Source organism: Candidatus Dependentiae bacterium (assembly GCA_018897535.1).
Lineage (GTDB): Bacteria > Babelota > Babeliae > Babelales > UASB340 > UASB340.
In genome coordinates this window covers 1-2,322 of the sequence record JAHIKO010000074.1, presented here as the reverse complement: position 1 = coordinate 2,322, position 2,322 = coordinate 1, and the positions used below count along the sequence as shown (strand labels likewise).

At 55.7% G+C, this 2,322-nt stretch carries 3 protein-coding genes; all 3 read left to right on the top strand.

Annotation, left to right across the window (positions count from 1 at the left end):
* On the top strand, positions 1-652 hold a 652-nt coding region (locus tag KKE07_05035), incomplete at its 5' end, for a S49 family peptidase (protein ID MBU4270206.1).
* Positions 653-698: 46 nt separating this feature from the next.
* Entirely contained in the window at positions 699-1,355 is a 657-nt protein-coding gene (locus KKE07_05030; protein ID MBU4270205.1) for a head decoration protein, read from the top strand.
* A gap of 135 nt (positions 1,356-1,490) precedes the next feature.
* A partial coding sequence (locus tag KKE07_05025) for a major capsid protein (protein ID MBU4270204.1) occupies positions 1,491-2,322 on the top strand: 832 nt, incomplete at its 3' end.

The following is a 2,322-nucleotide window of genomic DNA, read 5'->3' as shown; positions in this document are numbered from 1 at the left end:
CGACCGTGCCCGGGCCGATCTTCAAAAGCGCGTGGACCAGTCCTATGACCTGTTTGTGCAGACCGTGGCCCGGAACCGGAAACTGGATCCCCAGGTCATCTACGACACCCAGGCCGGGATCTACCGGGGCGAGGAAGCCGTAAACATCGGCCTTGCGGACAAGGTCCTGACCTATGACGGGGTGATTGCAGAGATCACCAAAAAGATATCCAAACCCAAAACCACAGCAAAAGGAGTCTTCAACATGGAAGGATTCGACATCAAGGGATTTTGCGACAAGTTAAAGGAACTGGTCACGGCAAAGAACACCGACGTTTTGGCCCAGTTAAAAGACCTGGGCATGGGGACCGAAAGCCTGACCCCCCAGGCCGAGGTGGACCGGATCAAAGCCGAAGCCAGGACCGAAGCAGACAAAATGGCCGCAGAGCGCGTGAAAGGCATTTTCAATCTGTGCACTTTGGCCGGTGCTTCAGCCATGGCCAGGGGATTGATTGAAGAAGGATTGACCGTTGAACAGTCCCAGGAAAAGATCCTCAAGGCCAAGGCAGACCAAAGCCAGGGCCAGGCGGTTTATTCCACCGTGGGGGCAACCACCACCGGCGAAAGCAACCCCTTGCTGGAAAATGCAAAGCAACGCGCCGGCATCAAATAAAACCATGTAAACACGGGCCTGTGTGCCCCAAAGGGAGGAATAAAAAATGCCCAGCTTAACCGAACCCAACAGATTGAACGACCTGCTCAAATGGGAGCAGGAAAATTTCTTTTCACGCGAAGCGATTGTGGTGGCCACCGGCGAAAATCTCAGCCTTGCCGCTGTCATCGGCAAAATAACCAACGCTACTCCAGCAACGGGAACCGCAGGGGGCACCAATACCGGCGCCGGCACCTGCACTGGAGTTACTGCCGGTGATGACGTGCAGATCGGGGATTATGTCCTGGAGTGCGCGGCCATTGCCACAGGAGCAGGAACCTTCAAGGTCACCGCCCCCAACGGCGAGGCCCTGCCGGATGCGGAAGTAGGGGAGGCCTACGAAAACCCCCAGATCAATTTCACCTTAAACGACGGGACCCCTGATTTTGCTTTGGGAGACACGTTCACCATCACCGTGGCTGACGGGTCCGGCAAAGTGGTGGCCATTGATTTTGCCGCCGTGGACGGGTCCCAGAACGCCTATGGTTTTACCATTGCGGGTTATGATGCCACCAGCGCGGATGTCAAAGGGGTTGCCATTGTCCGGGATGCGGTAATCGTTGAGGATAACTTGGTCTGGCCGGACGGCGCCACCACCCCGCAAAAAACAGCGGCCCTGGCCCTGCTCAAAGCCACGGGCATTGTAAGCCGCGATCAGGCGTAAGAGCATTAACGGGTGATGGGGAACGGGTAAAGGGTTGATGGAATTTATCTTCTTTTTACTCATAACTCATCACGTACCACTCATCACTCATAACTCGTCACTCATAACTTTATTATTCGGGAGAAATAAATAATGATACTCAATCCTTTTGAAATCGATGCTTTCAGCATGACCAGCCTTACGGCCTCCATCAACATCCTGCCCAACAATTACGGCCGGTGCCGTGAGATGAACCTGTTTCCGGAAAAGGGCGTTTCCACCCGGTCCATCATCGTGGAAGAACAAAACGGGGTGTTGAACCTGCTTCCCACCCTGCCCGTGGGGTCCCCGGGCACCCAGAATAAAATGGGGAAACGGAAAGTCCGGACCTTCAACATCCCCCATATTCCTTTGGATGACGTGATCCTGCCCAGCGAATACGACGGGGTCCGAGCCTTCGGCACGGAGAACCAGGTGTCCGGCCCGGCCCAGATCATGAACGACCATTTGCAGGCCGCAAAGAACAAGTTCGGCATCACCATCGAGCACCTGCGCATGGGGGCGCTTAAAGGCATCATCCTGGATGCCGACGGCTCCACCTTGTACAACCTTTACACCGAGTTCGGCATCACCCCCAAGGAAGTGCCTTTTGCCCTTACGGTGGATGAAACCGACGTCCGGAGCAAATGCCTCACGGTGAACCGCCACATCGAGGACAATCTCATGGGAGAAGTCATGTCCAAGGTCTATGCCCTCTGCTCCGAAGGGTTCTTCGATGCTTTGATCAGCCACCCTGAAGTGGAAAAGGCTTTCCTGTACCATTCCGAGGCATCCGAGCGTCTGGGGGGTGATCCGCGCAAGGGGTTCAAGTTCGGCGGCATCACCTTTGAGGAGTACCGGGGAACGGCCACGGACGGAAACGGAACCGATCGCAAATTCATTGCGGCCGATGAGGCCCACGCGTTCCCCATGGGCACCATGGAAACGT

Excerpts from the sequence above, each read along its gene's own strand:
- KKE07_05030 (MBU4270205.1), top strand. The coding sequence starts at position 699 with ATGCCCAGCTTAACCGAACCCAACAGATTGAACGACCTGCTCAAATGG.